Source organism: Desulfonatronum parangueonense (genome assembly GCF_054656975.1).
In genome coordinates this window covers 3,754,668-3,769,608 of the sequence record NZ_BAAHXH010000003.1, presented here as the reverse complement: position 1 = coordinate 3,769,608, position 14,941 = coordinate 3,754,668, and the positions used below count along the sequence as shown (strand labels likewise).

Here is a 14,941-nt window from a genome sequence, read left to right as displayed (position 1 = left end):
TGTTATTGGTTATCTGGTTTTTTTATCATCGACAGGAGAGGGCAAGGTTGGGCAGCTGAACTCATAGCATGCCGAGGGATCATGGCAGCATCAACAAACTACACTGACAATAAAACAGACAACCATTACAACCATTACAACCATTACAACCATTACAACCATTACAACCATTACAACCATTACAACCATTACAACCATTACAACCATTACAACCATTACAACCATTACAACCATTACAACCATTACAACCATTACAACCATTACAACCATTACAACCATTACAACCATTACAACCATTACAACCATTACAACCAGCACCATTAACTATTAACCGATAACTGATAACAGACAACAACCTCACTCCCTCGACAAATCTTCAAATATGCTCAAGGCTGCCACGGAGCCCTGGCCCACGGCCGTGACGATCTGGCGAACGCCGCCCGTGACGTCTCCTGCTGCATAGATGCGGGGGTGGCTGGTGCGCATCCGGTGGTCCACGAAAATGCTGCCGTCCTCGTTCAGTTGGAGGCCGAGATCCCTGGCCAGATCCGCATTGGCCGTCTCGCTAATGGCCACGAACACGCCGTCCGTCGGAACTTCTCGCTGCTCCCCGCTGCGCACGTCGCGAATCCGCACCGCCCGCACCGCCTCTTCGCCCAGGATCTCCTCCACCACGGTGTTCCAGTAGATCGGGATGTGCTCGCGGTCCAATGCGTCCACCAGATGCTGCTCGCCCCGAAAGGCGTCGCGGCGATGGATTACCGCCACGGAAGCGCCAAGGTTCTTCAGGTACAGGGCATCGGTAAGGGCCGTGTTGCCACCCCCGACCACAAGGACGTTCCGGTCCCTGTACAGATAGCCGTCACAGGTGGCACAGTAGTTCACGCCATGACCGAAAAACCTGTCCTCTCCCGGCACACCCAGTTTGCGCCACGTAGCCCCGGTGGCCAGAAGCATGGCCCTGGCCCGGAACAGCCCCCGATCCGTCAGGGCTTCCACGCGCCTGCCGATCTTGGCCTCGCGAACAGGCACGCCCTGGAGGATCTGGACATACTGCCGGGCCTGCTCGGACATCATTTCCACCAGCTTAATACCGGAAATGGAGGTGAACGCGGGATAATTTTCCACCACCGGCGTAATCACGATCTGTCCGCCCACGGTCTTGCCCTCCAGGATCAGCGTATTCAGTCCGCTGCGCGCCGCGTAAACCGCCGCGCTGAGCCCAGCCGGACCGCCGCCCACGATCAGCAGGTCCACCTCCACGGCTTCCTGACCGGAGAGACCCGAAGCCGGGGGCGCGGAGGACTGGGCCACCGGCTGGAGCGTCAACACCTCGGCCGTGAAATGCTCTTCCGGAACCAGGCCGATGATGTTGTGTACGGCATTGATCAACGTGTGGGGAACGGCGCCGATGTTGTATCTCTGGGCCAAATCCTGGTTCTCGCCGGTTTCCACACATTCCGCGGAGATCAGATCCGGGCGCTCGATGGCCGCGCGAAAGGCATGCATCACCTGCTGCGGACAGTAGGGGCAGACGGGATTGACGAAAACCTGGATATCTCGGGGCTCGTCAATCTGCGCCAACACGTTTATGGATGTCTTCGAGAGTCCGCTTTCCTGGCGTGAAACCAGCAGGATGCATTCGATTAATGACTTGCCTTCTTCCCCGGCGGGCGCTCCGGTAAAGCGGATGCGATAGCTCTCCGGCTGTATGAGGATGGTCGGCGAGCGGTGTACGGAGTAATTCTCGGCCTCTTTGGAGTCCATGGAAGCGAACGTCGCCTTGATTTTCGGGCTGATCCGGGTCAAGTCCTTCACAAAATCCATGCAGAACCGGTTATAGGGCTCGTTCTCCCCCTCTTTGGTGAAGACAAAAAGACTTACATCCCGAGTCATTACCCGAAAGAGGTCTTCAAGGTATATACGGCTTTTCTCTGGAAGGAGCCATTTCTGTGGGGATTCTGTGCTTTCGCGAGCATCGTGGTCGGAGGATTTTTTGTTCCAGAAAGCCATGGCAACTCCTCATGATGGGTAATGGCTAATTTGCGTTAGCACGAGGCAGATACACCGGGAGGACGATACTGAAGACCCGAAATCATGACAATTCATGATTTTTTGCCCACAGATCACACTGATGACAGAAAAAAACTTCAACCTCTCAGCGGGCTTTGCCCGCAACCCGGTTACCAGTTATTTGTTATCTGGATTTTCCTGATAACGGATAATGGAACGGATGTTGATAACAATTTCTTGTTTTTTGCGAAAGGGCTTGAAGCAGTAAATCACTAAGAGGTAAATAGTTGCCCCTTGTGGCACGCCCTGATGGGCGCGGCAACACAGGGTCCCAGGCTGGGTCTAACATGTTGAACGCCAGGTTGAGCCGGGGGAATCATTTTTAAACCGATAATCAGGAAAAATCAGGAGAGATAACAATGGAATTATTGTCCGTCTTTGAATTGATGTTCACGGCACAGGGGCCGTCGGAATGGACGCACTGGCCTTTTGGACCAACGATCGTCGGCAGCTGGCTGAATATGTTGACGAAGTTTATCTTCATCGGCCTGATTCTGGCCTTGATGATGTATATGTTGCGCTACCTGTTCGGTCCGGGAGGGCCGATGCGTGAGGAGCCTGAAATGTCCGAGGAACAGAAGGCCGACCTGGCAATGGAACTGCTGCGCAAACGGATGGAGGAGGGACGTATCGATACAGTGGAGTTCGAGCGGATCAAGCAGTTGTTGCGGCCATGACCACAACAGAGCTGGAACGCGGAGTCCTGGAACTGGAGCGCTTTGCCCGCGGACATTTTCCCGAAAAACCGTCGGAACGAGCGAACATGGCCCTGAAGCTGGACCATTGCCTGCGGGTTTTTCAGGAAGCGGAATCCATCGCAACAGAAGAAAAGCTGGAACCGGATGTCCTCCAGTCCACAATGTGGGCGGCGCTTTTTCACGATGTCGGCAGATTTCCGCAGTATCACGCCCACAAGACCTTTGACGATCGCAAATCCGTGGATCATGGGCGCCTGGGTGTATGTGTCTTGAAAAGACATGGCTTTCTGAACGGCCTAAGCGATCAGAAACAAAAGGCCGTACGTACCGCGATCATTTTGCACAACAAGCGGTTCCTGCCGACCGGATTGCCAGAATGGGCAGCCGTTCCGGCCAGGGTTGTCCGGGACGCGGACAAGTTGGACATCTACAAGGTCATGCTTCAGCATCTGCGCCCGGATGCCGCCAAAAACCCTGTCGTCACCCTGGAATTGCGCGATGAGCCGGACACGTACAGCGAGGAGATTGTCCGGCAGATCCTGGCTGGGGAACTGGGAGAGTATTCCCGAATGCGGACCTTCAACGACTTCAGGCTGCTGCTCTGCAGTTGGGTTTACGACCTTAATTTCTCCGCAACGAAAAAAGCCGTTGTTCAGCGCGGCTATCTGGACGAACTTCTATCCAACCTCCCGGACACGCCCCGGATCCGGCAAGTCCGGGACACAGTGCTTGCCCGGATCGAGAAGTAATGAACCGCCACTTCCCTTTGGTTACTCAAGGCGCTAAAACTCATCAGGGAACATTTTGAATTGGTGAGAACAAAACCGATAAATAAAAAAACCACTGCCAAAGGCAGTGGTTTTTTTATTTATATCTGGTGCTCCCGGTAGGATTCGAACCTGCGGCCTATCGCTTAGGAGGCGATCGCTCTATCCACCTGAGCTACGGGAGCGGAATCTGAATTCCTAAACCCCGAAGTACGTTCGCGTCAAGTCGATGTTTTCCGGATCCTTTCCAGACTGGGTCGAGTCATGTTCAAAAGTTTCATGCCACGGAATACAGGTTGCCATTGGGAGCGCCGCACTCCAGTGCGGCAAGTTGCGGATTTTCGCGTCATTCAGGATGTTCCGCGCTTCACCGCGGGCCGCACTGGGGTGCGGCGCTCCCAAGTAAAGCTCGAACGTTCTTATCTCATGATCTATGACATCCGACTTCTGACAACTGACCCCTGACTTCTGCCCCTACTGGGCCTCGCGACGGATTCGGGCACCCACCTGGGACAATTTGGACTCCAGTTCTTCATATCCCCGGTCCAGATGATAGATACGTCGCACTTCGGTGGTTCCCCTGGCCGCCAACCCGGCCAGGACCAGGGAGGCACTGGCCCGCAGATCCGAGGCCATCACGGGCGCGCCGTTATAATGATCTACGCCGCGAATCATGGCGTTCTGGCCGGAGACCTTGATCTGCGCTCCCATGCGCACCAGCTCTTGGACGTGCATGAACCGGTTCTCGAAGATGGTTTCCTTGATCACGCCGGAACCGGCGGCCAGCCCCATCAAGGCCATGACCTGGGCCTGCATGTCCGTGGGGAATCCTGGAAACGGCTGGGTCATCAAATCCACTCCCACCAGCTTTGCGCCGCGTTTGGCCAGCACCCCGCTCTTGCCTTCCTGAATCCAGACCCCCATTTCCCGCAACTTGTAGACCACGGCATCCAGGTCGTTCATGGAGCAATTTTCCAGGTACAGCTCTCCATCGGTGATCACCGCGGCGACCAGATAGGTGCCGGCTTCGATCCGGTCGGGCATGATTTGAAATTCGGCGCCTGTCAGGCGTTCAACGCCCTGAATGCGGATGATGCTCGTGCCCTGACCCTGGATCCGGGCTCCGCAGGCGTTCAGGAAATCGGCCAGATTGACCACTTCCGGTTCCCGGGCCGCATTTTCCAGGATCGTTTCTCCTTCCGCTAGGCTGGCCGCCATGAGCAGATTCTCGGTCCCGCCCACGGTGGGGAAATCGAAATGAATATGAGCGCCTTTAAGACGATCACATCGTCCGATGATGTTTCCGGCCTCCAGATCAAACTGCGCCCCCATCCGCTCCAGGCCCCGCAGATGCAGATCCACCGGCCGCGAGCCGATGGCGCATCCCCCGGGCAGGGCCACCACCGCCTTGCCCAGCCGGGCCAGGAGCGGCCCCAGGCACAATACGGATGCGCGCATGGTGCGGACCAGATCATAGGGCGCTTCAGGTGTCAGGTTCGCGCCGACACAGGTTTCCACCGCATTGCCGTCCTGTTCTGCCTCGCAACCCAGCAGCCGCAACAGTTCAAGAGTGGTGGATATGTCTCGCAGTTTCGGCACGTTCCGCAAACGCACCGGCCCCTCGGCCAAAATGCAGGCCAACAGAATGGGCAAAGCCGCATTCTTCGACCCACTCACCCGCAACCGCCCCCGAAGAGGAACATTGCCCTCTATTACCAGCTTATCCATTAACTTCCTCCAAAATTTCGAATCTCATCATACTCTGCGCAAAATAATCGTACTCAAGGGTTTTACTGTTCTCCTGTTCGCAATCGCAATCGCAATCGCAATCGCAATCGAATATTCTGTCTTCCTGCTCAATACTCCGGACAATTGCTTCTCCTCGTAATAATGCAATCCCGGATTTCAAACACGAAAAGTCTAAGCCCTTGCGTCCACCTCAGGGCGGCCTCAAGAGTACGCCCCTACAGATGCAAGGGATCGTGGGAAGTGGTGGAGGTTACATCCCCTTGCCCGAAATGGGACCTGTAGAGGCTCCCATTTCGGGTGCCCAAGGTTGCCGCGAGATAAAGCTCCACATGATTTCGATTTCGATTTCGATTTCGATTTCGATTTCGATTTCGATTTCGATTTCGATTTCGATTTCGATTTCGATTTCGATTCAATTGAGGAGGGGGATGGTATGAGCAGAAGGGAGAATTGTCACGTCATTATGACGGACATTTTAATTCGGCCTGCATCTTGACGAGAACATGGCGTATGGTTTAATGATACTTCCTTTACACGGTGGGTGTAGCTCAGTAGGTAGAGCACCTGGTTGTGGCCCAGGCGGCCGCGCGTTCAAGTCGCGTCATCCACCCCATGTATTTCCAGGGGTCAATCCAAACACGGGTTGACCCCTTTTTTGCTTTATTCGCTCTTGACCCATGGGATGATATAGGTTTTCCTCCGTTTTTTTCAAACCTGACATCAAAAGTCCGAGTCCATCGCCCATCGCCCATCGCCCATCGCCCATAGCCCACAGCCTCTAGCCCATTACCCATCACCCATCGCCTAGAACCAAAAAAAATTACCAAGCAAAAGGAGTACAACCCATGACGAGAATTCCCGATACCAAAACGGACTTCAAAGTCCGCGATCTTTCCCTGGCCCAATGGGGTCGTCAGGAAATCGAGATCGCGGAGACGGAAATGCCTGGCCTGATGGCCCTGCGTGAGGAATTCGGCGCTGATCAGCCCCTGAAAGGCGCGCGTATTGCCGGCTGCTTGCACATGACCATCCAGACGGCCGTGCTGATTGAAACCCTGATCCATCTTGGGGCGGAAGTCCGCTGGAGTTCGTGCAACATTTTCTCCACCCAGGATCACGCCGCGGCCGCCATTGCCGCGGCCGGGATTCCGGTCTTTGCCTGGAAGGGCGAGACGGAAGAAGAGTATTGGTGGTGCGTGGATCAGACAATCCAGGGACCGGATGGCTGGGTTCCGAACATGCTGCTGGACGACGGCGGGGACCTGACCCAGGTCATGCACGAGAAGCACCCCGACGCCATGGCTTCCTTGCGAGGGTTGTCCGAGGAGACCACGACGGGCGTGCATCGTCTGTATCAGATGGAAAAAGCGGGTACTCTGAAATGCCCCGCCTTCAACGTGAACGACTCCGTGACCAAGAGCAAGTTCGACAATCTCTACGGCTGCCGGGAATCTCTGGCTGACGGCATCAAGCGGGCCACGGACGTGATGATGGCCGGCAAGGTCGTGGTAGTGGCCGGTTACGGGGACGTGGGCAAGGGCTGCGCCCAGGCCATGCGTGGCCTCGGAGCCAGAGTCGTGATCACGGAGATCGATCCGATCATCGCTCTGCAGGCGGCCATGGAAGGATATCAGGTGATCACCATGGAAGAGGCCGCGCCCATGGGAGACATCTTCGTCACCGCCACGGGATGCCGCGACGTCATCACCCGCGCCCACATGGACGCGATGAAGGATCAGGCCATTGTCTGCAACATCGGCCACTTCGATCTGGAGATCGATGTTGCCGGCATTCGTGAACTGGCCTGGGTCAACATCAAGCCCCAGGTGGATCACATCGTTTTCCCGGACGGCAAGCGGATCATTCTGCTGGCCGAGGGCCGCTTGGTGAATCTGGGCTGCGCCACCGGCCATCCCTCCTTCGTCATGTCCGCCTCGTTCACCAATCAGGTCATCGCCCAGATCGAATTATGGACCAATCCCGGCAAGTACGAGAACAAGGTCTATGTGTTGCCCAAACTGCTGGATGAAAAGGTGGCCCGTTTGCACCTGAAGAAGCTCAATGTCGGTCTGTCCTCCCTGACCGAGGCCCAGGCCGATTATCTCGGCGTTCCGCTGGAAGGGCCCTACAAGCCGGATTACTACAGGTATTGATGTCAAAAAGAATTCTCCGCTCCCGGCTGACGGCGCGGCGACGCAGCATGCAGGCCGAGGACGCCCTGCGACGAAGCCATGCCGTTCAGGAACGCGTGCGCGAGCTTCCCAACTGGGAAGCCATGCGCACGGTCCTGGTCTATCTTCCGTTTCAAAACGAAGTGGACACCTGGGAATTGATTCATGAACTTTGGGGCCGGGGCGTACAGACCCTGGCCCCTTGTTGCCGTCCGGACTGCCCGGGGGAGATGGATTTTTACCGGTTCCGCTCTCCTGAAGACCTGCTTCCCGGCAGCTACTCGATTCCCGAACCAGACCCCGGACGTTGCTCCATGGTCGATCCGTTAATATGCGATTGCATCCTGACCCCCGGCGTGGCTTTTGACCGCCAAGGATTTCGTCTTGGCTTCGGCGGGGGCTACTATGATCGGCTCTTGGCCCTCACTGGAGTCGAAGTGCTGACCATCGGGATGGCCTATGATTTCCAGGTCCTGGACGACTTGCCCCGGGAACCCCACGATCAATCCGTGCAGGTCCTTTGCACGGACAAAGAAACGATATGGGCCTGCACATAGACTGCATCCCCTTTTCCTTTCCCGGATTGCCGAAAATTCGCGCTGTCTTCACCACCCGCCGAGGTGGCTTGAGCCGAGGCCCCTATTCCGGCGCCAATCTGTCCTGGGAGGTGGGAGATGCAAGGAATGATGTGCTGGATAACCGCAATGCCTTGCAAGAACTCGCGGGCTTCCGGCACTGGGCCGAAGCGCGACAGGTCCACGGGGTAGAGGTGCTGGTTGAGCCGAACCCCATGTCCTCTGACCAATGTGCCGAGATCCAGGCCGACGGACTGGCAACTTCCCGTCCGGATCTGGCCCTGGTCATCAAGACGGCGGATTGTCAGCCCATTCTCCTGGCCCATAACGGCGGACGTCATATAGCGGCCCTGCATTGCGGCTGGCGGGGCAACCGTCAGGACTTTCCCCAGATAGGCGTTCGGACCTTCTGCGACACCTACGGCTTTCCGCCGCACGAGGTGCTGGCCGTGAGGGGCCCGAGCCTTGGCCCAGGCGCCAGCGAATTCGTAAACTTCGATTTGGAGTGGGGAGAGACCTACAGAAAGTTTTATGATCCACAAAGCCGAAATGTCGACCTGTGGCGTCTGACCAAGGAGCAACTGCTACAAGCCGGCCTGCTCGAAGAACGCATATTCAGCATCGACCTCTGCACCTCCAGTCTGCCGGAAACCTTTTTCTCCTATCGCCGCGACAAGACCACCGGACGACAAGCCGGGTTGATCTGGATGGATTCTGCTGCTGACTCTGATTGAATCTTTTTTTTTCACCACAGAGGCCACGAAGAGCACGAAGGGGCAAAAGAATACAAGACATGGCTCCGCAACTGAGGTCAGATTTTTGTGACGACATCAGTGCGCGAGCAAGTATTAACCTTCGTGTCCTTCGTGCTCTTCGTGGTGAAAACTTCTTGACGCTTCAAATCTTTTTCACCACAGAGGCCACGAAGAGCACGAAGGGGCAAAAGAATACAAGACATGGCTCCGCAACTGAGGGTCAGGTTTTTGTGACGACACAGTGCGCAAGCAAATATTAACCTTCGTGTCCTTCGTGCTCTTCGTGGTGAAAACTTCTTGACGCTTCAAATTTTTTTCACCACATAGGCCACGAAGAGCACGAAGGGGCAAGAGAATACAAGACATGGCTCCGCAACTGAGGTCAGATTTTTGTGACGACATCAGTGCGCAAGCAAGTATTAACCTTCGTGTCCTTCGTGCTCTTCGTGGTAAAAACTTCTTGACGCTTCAAATCTTTTTCACCACAGAGGCCATGAAAAGCACGAAGTCAAAGCCACCAAATGGTCTTCAACGTCATCCAGATCAGTCTATCAACCGGAGAATACCGAAGACAATCAAATAAATGGCGACAATGTAATTCAGCAACCTGGGAAATATAAGAATCAAGATTCCCGCAATGATGGACACGATCGGTTCGGCCGCAATGTTCATTTGCATGATTTCCCACCCTTCACCAGATTTTTTGGAATCAAACGGAACAGGACACGGAACCTGATCATTCCGTGTCCCTCCAGCTTCAGAATTTCTTCACTAAAATCGATAAATCGCTGCTATTCCCGTCTTTGTCGGCATCCGTTCAGCAGGGACGACCACGACTGTTCCGCCTTTTTTCAGAGCAAGTTGCCCCAGGTCGTCGAGCAGATCATCCACCTTGGGATCCATCATTTCGCCTTGCTCGACCTCTCCTGTGGCCGGATCCACTCTGCCGGGAATTTCACGGTCAGCCTCCACCAGCAGCGTGCCGACCCTTCCATCAATAATCGCCTTGGCAACCTGTGACAGGTCGTCCTCACCCAATCCTTCTGCCCTTGCCGAGCCGAATTTATCCACGTACCCCGCCAAAATTTTCAGGTATCTCGGCTCAACCAGCCCCCAGGCGAGTTGGCGCAGTTCGTCCAGGGATGAAAGGGAATCCGGGTGAATGGTGATGCCTTCCGGCAGGAGAGAGGGGTTGCGGCTGATATCGTGAAACAGGTGGTGGTGCTCCGGAAGCGCGGCCAGAATCAGCGGCAATCCGGACGGCTGGGAATGGTGCTCCATGACGGCGCGATCCACGGTCCGAAAGAACCGTTCCGCGTCAAGGTCCACCTGATCTTTTTTTCCGCCATGACCGTGATGCATGGCATTTTTGCCCACGCCCACACCGCCGTAGGAGGAGACGGTCAACCGAGGATCGGTCAACTCTTCTCCCAATGCCTCCACCAGCGTTTTGGGAACACCCGGAGCCGGCATGATCTCATCCAGGGCGTCCCGATTGCCTTCGAACAGCTTCATCTCCTTCCGGTTTACCGCGAGAATCTGATAGCGATCGGCGGATTGCAGAATGCGCCACAGGGGCTTGGTGTGGAAGTTGTCCGCCGCGACGGCCAATTCGGGAACCGAACGCTGGAAGGTGTAAACCTGAAAGAACCCTTTTGAACCAAGCACTGCCAATCCGTCCAGGGTGTGATTCCAAAATTCCCGGTCCTCGCTCAATTCCCGAAACTGCTTGAGCAACGGCCCAACGTCCTCCTTTGGGTATTGCCGCAACAGTGACTCCTCAAGCTTCTTCACCAGATTCTTGAACCGGATGGGATCCTGCTTGTTCTCCGGAAAATTCCGGTATGTCGGCTGGTACAGGGAAAGGCAAGGTGGTTCACAGTTGTCAAACAAACCAGCGGCGTAATCTTTTTCCAATGTGTTGTTCATTCAGACCTCTCTCTGGGTTATGTTAGACTCGACGCGAACTCTCTGCCGAACCGAATGCAATTCTCCACGGCTTCATTGTTGGGATTCCACTTTGCACGAATTCCCTCATTGACCAAATGAAAGCCGCCTTCCCGCAACCTGTCGGATATGATCTTCAGGGATTCCCCGCTCCATCCGAAGCATCCGAAAGCCGCCGCCTTCTTGTTCTTGAACTGCAACCCTCTGATTTCCTCCAGAATTGCAGCGGTGGCCGAAAGGATGCCCTGGTTGATGGTGGGCGAGCCCACAAGAATTGCCTTTGATTTGAAAACTTCCGTCACCACGTCGTTCTTGTCCGACTTGCCGACGTTATAGAGTTTCACATCAATATCGCTGTTTTCTTCGGCTATTCCCTTGGCTATGGCCTCCGCCATTCTCCGGGTTCCGTCCCACATGGTATCGTAAATTATCGTGACCTGATTCTCTGCATAGGCATTCGCCCACTTCAGATATTGGTGCACGATCTGCAGGGGATCCTTCCGCCAGATCACTCCATGGCTGGGGCAGATCATGTCTACAGGAAGCCCCAGCTCCAGGATTTCCTTGATTTTCTTATCTACCAGCGTACTGAACGGAGTCAGAATGTTGGCATAATACTTGATTGCTTCCTGATACAACTCCGCCTGGTCCACCAGATCATTGTACATCCGCTCGGATGCCAGATGCTGCCCGAAGGCGTCATTGCTGAAAAGAATGTTGTCCCCGGTCAGGTAGCACATCATGTTGTCCGGCCAGTGCAACAGTCTCGCCTCGACAAACACCAGCTCCTTCGATCCAAGGCTGACTTTGTCGCCGGTTTTGACGACCTGGAAATTCCAGTCCTGGTGATAATGTCCCTTCAGCGAGTTCACCCCGTTTGCGGTACAATAAATGGGCACATCCGGGATATGACGCATCAGTTCGGGCAAAGCGCCGCTGTGATCCGTTTCCGCGTGATTGGCGATCACGAAGTCGATCTTTTCCAAGGGTATTTGCTGTTGCAGTTCCGCTAGGAATTCATGGGAAAAGTTGCCCCATACCGTATCGATGAGAGCGACTTTTTCATCCCGGACCAGGTAGGAATTGTAGCTGGACCCACGATGAGTAGAGTATTCCTGCCCATGAAACGTCCGCAGTTCCCAATCGACCTTTCCGACCCATGTGACATTGTCATTGATTTTAAAAGCCATCCAAGGCCTCCAATTGGTTGCATGACCAGGGTGTCCGGTCATGATTCATAAAGAATTGTTTACCAATGATATAATTCCATAAACAATAGGCGCAAGCATTGCCGTCACCTTCATCGACTTGTTGCACATATTCCATGTCGGGATCAGCAGGAATGCCGGAATGTTCCACATGATGGCTAAATAGGATTCAAAATCAAGACAATTCAACCAGTAGGCATCTCCCCTGACAGAAAAAACATGCCAGCGTGCCAGACGGTTCATCTAAACGTTTGGGGTGCGCGGATCATTGCTCCACTTGGCCACTGGGTCTCCCGAACTCGTTTCCTGCGGGTCGCCGTGGGCGGTCGTGGTATGCGATACAGCCTTCTCGCCCTCGGGATAGGGTTTGTCCGTTGCATCCAGATCCGCTCTTGATTCTGCCTTGGAACCAATATCTTCCGCTTCCGTCCGCTCCAGGATGTCCATGGCCTTTTTCTTCCAATCCCTGTCGTCGGCATGCACGGAGAGCAGGATCCCGCCCTGCTTGATCCGGCCTTCGTAGCGATTGGCTTCGTATTCAGGGATCCCCATGCCCACCAGGGCTCCGGCGATTCCCCCCACCAGCCCTCCGGCGCCGACGCCGGCCAGTGCCGCGATAATTGGACCCGCGGCAACGAAGGGACCAACTCCAGGAATCGCAAACAACCCTATCCCCGCCAGCCATCCCAGGCCTCCCCCGATTACCGCGCCGGTTCCGGCCCCTGTGGCTGCCCCTTCGGGAGCTTTCGTGGATTTGTCGATGGCGAATTCCTTGTTGCCGATATTTTCAGGAAAAAGGACGGAGATATCCGTGTTGCGGAAGCCTTCATTTTTCAACTCGTCCACCGCCCTTTCAACCATTGGACGACTTGGGTAGATGCCGTAAACGGCGATGTTTTTTGAAGCCATGATCGTTCTCCATTTTATAACATTGCTGCCTGTCAGTTTGCCTTCAACATCGACATGGAGGGAGAAGAAACCTTCAACCTCTTCCCTCCATTGCGCTTACTTCAGTTTTTTCTTGATTTTCTGCTTTTCCTCTTCAACCTTCTCCGCCATCATATCGAGCTCATCTTTGCTCATCGCCTTTTCCGCGGCCTTGAACAATTCCGATTCTTCTTCCTTGATATGATGCTCCACAAGTTCCTTGAACACCTTCACCTTGGCCCCCCACATGTCATCGTCCTTCGCCATCTTATCAAGTTCTTTCAGGACCAGCTCACTCACGTGGTGTTCTTCCATGCCTTCCATGGCCTCTTCACGGGCCTCTTTCTTGGCCATCAACGGCGAGTAGAAGATGGCCTCCTCGGCCTTCATATGCGGCACCAGTTCCTGCTTGAGTGTATGAAACAATTCTTCACGTTTCTTGTGATCGCTTTGCTTGCTCTCCTTCAGTTTCCCGAGGATACCCTTTACCTCTTGATGATCTTTCTTAATCATCTGAAATAACCTGTTCATTTCTGTTCTCCTTGAAGGTTGAAGATTGTACCTGACTCATGAGAATCATGAAACTCAGATCGAATTACAGATGATAGCTGCAACATCGAACTGACGCATCGGGAAGGTTCCAGAGCCGGTTATGCAAGTTTTTACCTTTCCCTCGACAAAATCGTCACTAGGGAAAAGCCGTAATTATGGTGAAGGGATAATGTATAGCGGCATTCTTCATCGTAGCGGAGGCCGATTCGGTTTTCTGACCAAGCTAAACTCTTTGGAAATATTGTGCTTCGCCGTGCGATTCCAGACGTGCCTTCAGCTCAGACCGCAAAAAAAAGCCCGGAACAGGTTCGACCTGTCCGAGCTTTGCTGATAGCCGCAATACGGTACTATCAAAAAAATATCGCAAGCTTGCTAGCGGGATCTCGATGCGGATGCTACTCCACCTTGGCCAGTTCCTGAAAATCCATTGCGCTGACGTACTTCGTCAGATCATCCTTTTCGACATTATAGCCTTTGACCACGACCAGGATGCGGTTGGCCACCACAATGCTGATCTCCCCGCGCCGATCGCCGGGAGTGTAGTTGACCACGGCCCGCTGGCCGGCAATGGTTTCCATCTTCGCACCCGCGGAGGCGGCGATCATCGGATTGCTGAACATCATCATGATACCCTGAAGCATCGGCGAATCGGCCATTATTGAAATGTTGATCTCGCCTTCGCCGTCGTCCCTGTGATAGGCTCGTTCGGCAGTGACGCCTCCGCCCATGAACATTGCCGCCATGGCCGAGGATTGTGCGTCGTCGGCCGTCCATCCCGGCTGAGCATCGGGAAGAAAGCTTTCCAACCTTCCGCCTTTTTTCTGGCGAACCAATTGGGCCGCATAATCCAGATTCCCCGCTGCTGCGGTATAGTCTCCCTGTTTGTACAAAGTGAGCGCCTGTTCAATGGTATCCAGAACATCATCGGCCATGACGGAAAGAGGTGAACAGAAAAGAAACACGGTAAACATCAATACCAAAACACGAAGCATCGCACCCTCCAAGTTAGTAAAGGTTGAAAACCCCAAAGCCTAACTGTTCGCCACACACCGCAACCACTCCAATCAATTAAATAACACCTATAAGGAAGTCGCTCAGAGCGTGTCAATGCATTTGATCAACCGCCAGGACGGATTTGTTCTCTGAAATATTATACTCGCAGAACGGTAGGTGCATGAAGGGTGCAAGGCGTGTCTCCAGGGTGGACATCAATCGAAATCGCTATCGAAATCGCAATCGTAATCGGAAAGTTTCAGATTCGACTTCGATTACGATTTCGATTTCGATTTCGATCCGGATAGCGCCTGAGGATTGGGAGCGAAACTGCCCGGGCCATGCCGCGGCTTCTCTTTACAGGTCCTGAAGGATGCAGTACGTGTCTTTCATTGCTGGGGGAGCCGTGAGGCTGAGAGGGGGCGTCTGCCCCGACCCTTGGAACCTGATACGGACCATGCCGTCGTAGGGAAGCAGCCACATACTGCCTTTTCGGACCGCCATGCCGCATTTCCAGGTCCCGAAA

At 54.4% G+C, this 14,941-nt stretch carries 14 protein-coding genes, 2 tRNA genes and 1 riboswitch; of the genes, 6 read left to right on the top strand and 10 right to left on the bottom strand.

The window, feature by feature from the left end:
- Window positions 1–90 precede the first annotated feature (90 nt).
- Complete coding sequence (locus tag ACYQ15_RS16885) at window positions 91–321, bottom strand: hypothetical protein (RefSeq protein ID WP_459938669.1); 231 nt, start codon at window positions 319–321, stop codon at window positions 91–93.
- A gap of 36 nt (window positions 322–357) precedes the next feature.
- Window positions 358–1,896: an FAD-dependent oxidoreductase gene (locus ACYQ15_RS16880; RefSeq protein ID WP_459938668.1), complete on the bottom strand. Its 1,539-nt coding sequence runs from the start codon at window positions 1,894–1,896 to the stop codon at window positions 358–360.
- Between the two features lie 536 nt (window positions 1,897–2,432).
- On the opposite strand from ACYQ15_RS16880, the gene ACYQ15_RS16875 reads away from it, so the two are divergent.
- Together ACYQ15_RS16875 and ACYQ15_RS16870 are read left to right on the top strand one after the other, a co-directional pair.
- Window positions 2,433–2,750, top strand: coding sequence for a hypothetical protein (locus ACYQ15_RS16875; RefSeq protein ID WP_459938667.1), 318 nt, complete (start codon window positions 2,433–2,435; stop codon window positions 2,748–2,750).
- Window positions 2,747–3,520, top strand: coding sequence for an HD domain-containing protein (locus ACYQ15_RS16870; protein ID WP_459938666.1), 774 nt, complete (start codon window positions 2,747–2,749; stop codon window positions 3,518–3,520). The genes ACYQ15_RS16875 and ACYQ15_RS16870 overlap by 4 nt, the downstream gene beginning before the upstream one ends.
- Before the next feature lie 126 nt (window positions 3,521–3,646).
- Here the strand turns inward: ACYQ15_RS16870 and ACYQ15_RS16865 are convergent.
- Together ACYQ15_RS16865 and murA are read right to left on the bottom strand one after the other, a co-directional pair.
- Window positions 3,647–3,723, bottom strand: a tRNA-Arg gene (locus ACYQ15_RS16865).
- 289 nt (window positions 3,724–4,012) lie between these two features.
- Complete coding sequence (gene murA, locus ACYQ15_RS16860; RefSeq protein WP_459938665.1) at window positions 4,013–5,266, bottom strand: UDP-N-acetylglucosamine 1-carboxyvinyltransferase; 1,254 nt, start codon at window positions 5,264–5,266, stop codon at window positions 4,013–4,015.
- 558 nt (window positions 5,267–5,824) lie between these two features.
- Here murA and ACYQ15_RS16855 point away from each other — a divergent pair.
- From ACYQ15_RS16855 to ACYQ15_RS16840, 4 genes are all read left to right on the top strand, one after another.
- Window positions 5,825–5,900 (top strand) — tRNA-His (locus ACYQ15_RS16855).
- A 232-nt stretch (window positions 5,901–6,132) separates the two neighbouring features.
- Window positions 6,133–7,440, top strand: a complete 1,308-nt coding sequence (gene ahcY, locus ACYQ15_RS16850; protein ID WP_459938664.1) for an adenosylhomocysteinase — start codon at window positions 6,133–6,135, stop codon at window positions 7,438–7,440.
- Window positions 7,440–8,015 carry a 5-formyltetrahydrofolate cyclo-ligase gene (locus tag ACYQ15_RS16845; RefSeq protein WP_459938663.1) on the top strand — a complete coding sequence of 192 codons (576 nt, stop codon included), beginning with the start codon at window positions 7,440–7,442 and terminating at the stop codon, window positions 8,013–8,015. Before ahcY ends, ACYQ15_RS16845 begins: the two co-directional genes overlap by 1 nt.
- Entirely contained in the window at window positions 8,000–8,767 is a 768-nt protein-coding gene (locus ACYQ15_RS16840) for a purine nucleoside phosphorylase YfiH/LACC1 family protein (RefSeq protein WP_459938662.1), read from the top strand. Before ACYQ15_RS16845 ends, ACYQ15_RS16840 begins: the two co-directional genes overlap by 16 nt.
- Before the next feature lie 564 nt (window positions 8,768–9,331).
- Here the strand turns inward: ACYQ15_RS16840 and ACYQ15_RS16835 are convergent.
- From ACYQ15_RS16835 to ACYQ15_RS16810, 6 genes are all read right to left on the bottom strand, one after another.
- The gene (locus tag ACYQ15_RS16835) at window positions 9,332–9,460 is read right to left on the bottom strand and encodes a DUF3096 domain-containing protein (protein ID WP_459939608.1); all 129 of its coding nucleotides are present in this window, start codon (window positions 9,458–9,460) and stop codon (window positions 9,332–9,334) included.
- 99 nt (window positions 9,461–9,559) lie between these two features.
- The gene (locus tag ACYQ15_RS16830) at window positions 9,560–10,717 is read right to left on the bottom strand and encodes a baeRF3 domain-containing protein (RefSeq protein WP_459938661.1); all 1,158 of its coding nucleotides are present in this window, start codon (window positions 10,715–10,717) and stop codon (window positions 9,560–9,562) included.
- Between the two features lie 17 nt (window positions 10,718–10,734).
- Window positions 10,735–11,925 carry an anaerobic nitric oxide reductase flavorubredoxin gene (locus ACYQ15_RS16825; RefSeq protein ID WP_459938660.1) on the bottom strand — a complete coding sequence of 397 codons (1,191 nt, stop codon included), beginning with the start codon at window positions 11,923–11,925 and terminating at the stop codon, window positions 10,735–10,737.
- A 261-nt stretch (window positions 11,926–12,186) separates the two neighbouring features.
- Window positions 12,187–12,852, bottom strand: coding sequence for a DUF3341 domain-containing protein (locus ACYQ15_RS16820; RefSeq protein WP_459938659.1), 666 nt, complete (start codon window positions 12,850–12,852; stop codon window positions 12,187–12,189).
- 96 nt (window positions 12,853–12,948) lie between these two features.
- Window positions 12,949–13,401, bottom strand: coding sequence for a hemerythrin domain-containing protein (locus ACYQ15_RS16815; protein WP_459938658.1), 453 nt, complete (start codon window positions 13,399–13,401; stop codon window positions 12,949–12,951).
- A 416-nt stretch (window positions 13,402–13,817) separates the two neighbouring features.
- Window positions 13,818–14,414, bottom strand: a complete 597-nt coding sequence (locus tag ACYQ15_RS16810) for a hypothetical protein (RefSeq protein WP_459938657.1) — start codon at window positions 14,412–14,414, stop codon at window positions 13,818–13,820.
- A gap of 388 nt (window positions 14,415–14,802) precedes the next feature.
- A riboswitch (TPP riboswitch) is annotated at window positions 14,803–14,904 on the top strand.
- The last annotated feature ends 37 nt before the right edge of the window (window positions 14,905–14,941 follow it).

Excerpts from the sequence above, each read along its gene's own strand:
- ACYQ15_RS16840 (WP_459938662.1), top strand. The coding sequence starts at position 8,000 with ATGGGCCTGCACATAGACTGCATCCCCTTTTCCTTTCCCGGATTGCCG.
- ACYQ15_RS16845 (WP_459938663.1), top strand. The coding sequence starts at position 7,440 with ATGTCAAAAAGAATTCTCCGCTCCCGGCTGACGGCGCGGCGACGCAGC.
- ACYQ15_RS16885 (WP_459938669.1), bottom strand. The coding sequence starts at position 321 with ATGGTGCTGGTTGTAATGGTTGTAATGGTTGTAATGGTTGTAATGGTT.
- ACYQ15_RS16820 (WP_459938659.1), bottom strand. The coding sequence starts at position 12,852 with ATGGCTTCAAAAAACATCGCCGTTTACGGCATCTACCCAAGTCGTCCA.
- ACYQ15_RS16875 (WP_459938667.1), top strand. The coding sequence starts at position 2,433 with ATGGAATTATTGTCCGTCTTTGAATTGATGTTCACGGCACAGGGGCCG.
- ACYQ15_RS16870 (WP_459938666.1), top strand. The coding sequence starts at position 2,747 with ATGACCACAACAGAGCTGGAACGCGGAGTCCTGGAACTGGAGCGCTTT.
- ahcY (WP_459938664.1), top strand. The coding sequence starts at position 6,133 with ATGACGAGAATTCCCGATACCAAAACGGACTTCAAAGTCCGCGATCTT.
- ACYQ15_RS16880 (WP_459938668.1), bottom strand. The coding sequence starts at position 1,896 with ATGACTCGGGATGTAAGTCTTTTTGTCTTCACCAAAGAGGGGGAGAAC.
- ACYQ15_RS16815 (WP_459938658.1), bottom strand. The coding sequence starts at position 13,401 with ATGAACAGGTTATTTCAGATGATTAAGAAAGATCATCAAGAGGTAAAG.
- ACYQ15_RS16810 (WP_459938657.1), bottom strand. The coding sequence starts at position 14,414 with ATGCTTCGTGTTTTGGTATTGATGTTTACCGTGTTTCTTTTCTGTTCA.
- ACYQ15_RS16830 (WP_459938661.1), bottom strand. The coding sequence starts at position 10,717 with ATGAACAACACATTGGAAAAAGATTACGCCGCTGGTTTGTTTGACAAC.
- murA (WP_459938665.1), bottom strand. The coding sequence starts at position 5,266 with ATGGATAAGCTGGTAATAGAGGGCAATGTTCCTCTTCGGGGGCGGTTG.
- ACYQ15_RS16835 (WP_459939608.1), bottom strand. The coding sequence starts at position 9,460 with ATGAACATTGCGGCCGAACCGATCGTGTCCATCATTGCGGGAATCTTG.
- ACYQ15_RS16825 (WP_459938660.1), bottom strand. The coding sequence starts at position 11,925 with ATGGCTTTTAAAATCAATGACAATGTCACATGGGTCGGAAAGGTCGAT.